A 1,255-nucleotide genomic window follows, 5' to 3' on the forward strand; every position below is an offset into this window, starting at 1 on the left:
TGATCTTACCCACGTAATGTGGACACGTCCCTAAGCGAGGGTCTGGTTTTCGAACTGTTCCGGGCTGAGGCCGCCGCAGGCACTGTGACGACGCCAGCGATTGTAATCACACTCGATATAATTAAACACCGTTGCCCGCATCATTTCTCGGCTGGTAAACCGTTCTCCATGGATGCATTCCACCTTCAGCGAGTGGAAGAAGCTCTCCGCGCAGGCGTTATCATAGCAGTTCCCTCTGGCACTCATGCTCCCGTGCAGATTGTGCCGCTTCAGTAGCGCCTGATAGTCCGCTGAGCAATATTGCCCGCCCCGATCCGTATGAACGATAACGTATTTTGGCCGCCTGCGCCGCCATAACGCCATCTGAAGTGCATCGCAGGCCAGGTTTGCCGTCATCCGCGATGACATCGACCAGCCGATAACGGCCCGCGACCAGAGGTCGATGACCACGGCAAGGTACAGCCAGCCTTCATCCGTACGTAAGTACGTGATGTCTCCCGACCACTTCTGGTTCGGGCCGCTGGCGTTAAAATCCTGCTTCAGCAGATTTTCTGAGACCGGCAGACCGTGCTCACGGTAGCTGACCGGATTGAACCGGCGTGAAGCTTTTGCCCGCAGACCCTGACGCCGCAGGCTGGAGGCTATCGTTTTCACGTTGTACGTCAGGCCCTGCGCACGCAGCTCTTCTGCCAGGCGGGGGGCTCCGTAGCGCTGTTTAGCCCGGCTGAAGGCGTGACTGACCAGGCTGTCGCAGTCCTGTCGGAAGCGCTGGCGTGCACTGATAACTGTGCAACGGCTCCGCCATGCATACCAGCCACTGCGGGCCACGCGCAGCACCCGGCACATGGCTTTAATACTGAACTCAGCCTGATGGTTTTCGATGAAGACATACTTCATTTCAGGCGCTTCGCGAAGTATGTCGCGGCCTTTTGGAGAATGGCCAGCTCCTCGTCCTTTTCAGCCAGCTGGCGTTTGAGGCGAGCAATCTCAGCGGCCTGTTCGCTCTCGCGCTCAGAGGACGTTGCCTGATTTCTCTGTTTGCTGCGCCAGTTGTAGAGCTGTGATTCGTACAGGCTGAGCTCACGAGCTGCAGCGGCCACGCCGATATGTTCAGCAAGCTTGATGGCTTCCTGGCGGAACTCTGGTGAGTGTTGTTTACGGGGCTTTTTGGTCGCCGTTGGTTTTGTCATATGAGTCACCTCTGGTTAAGAGTTTACTCACTTAGTCTCGTGTCCACTATTGCTGGGTAAGATCA

General features: G+C 56.7%; 1 protein-coding gene. It reads right to left on the reverse strand.

Annotated features, from left to right (window positions below; genetic code table 11):
- Positions 1-30 precede the first annotated feature (30 nt).
- Positions 31-1,190, reverse strand: a protein-coding gene (locus OMR58_RS25970; RefSeq protein WP_264547335.1) for an IS3 family transposase whose coding sequence is annotated in 2 segments (ribosomal slippage) — positions 31-932 and positions 932-1,190 — 1,161 coding nt in all. Because the reading frame shifts where the segments join, the coding sequence is not laid out codon by codon here.
- Positions 1,191-1,255: the final 65 nt, after the last annotated feature.

It is taken from the genome of Erwinia sp. INIA01, assembly GCF_025947915.1.
In the GTDB taxonomy this organism is placed as follows: domain Bacteria; phylum Pseudomonadota; class Gammaproteobacteria; order Enterobacterales; family Enterobacteriaceae; genus Erwinia; species Erwinia coffeiphila.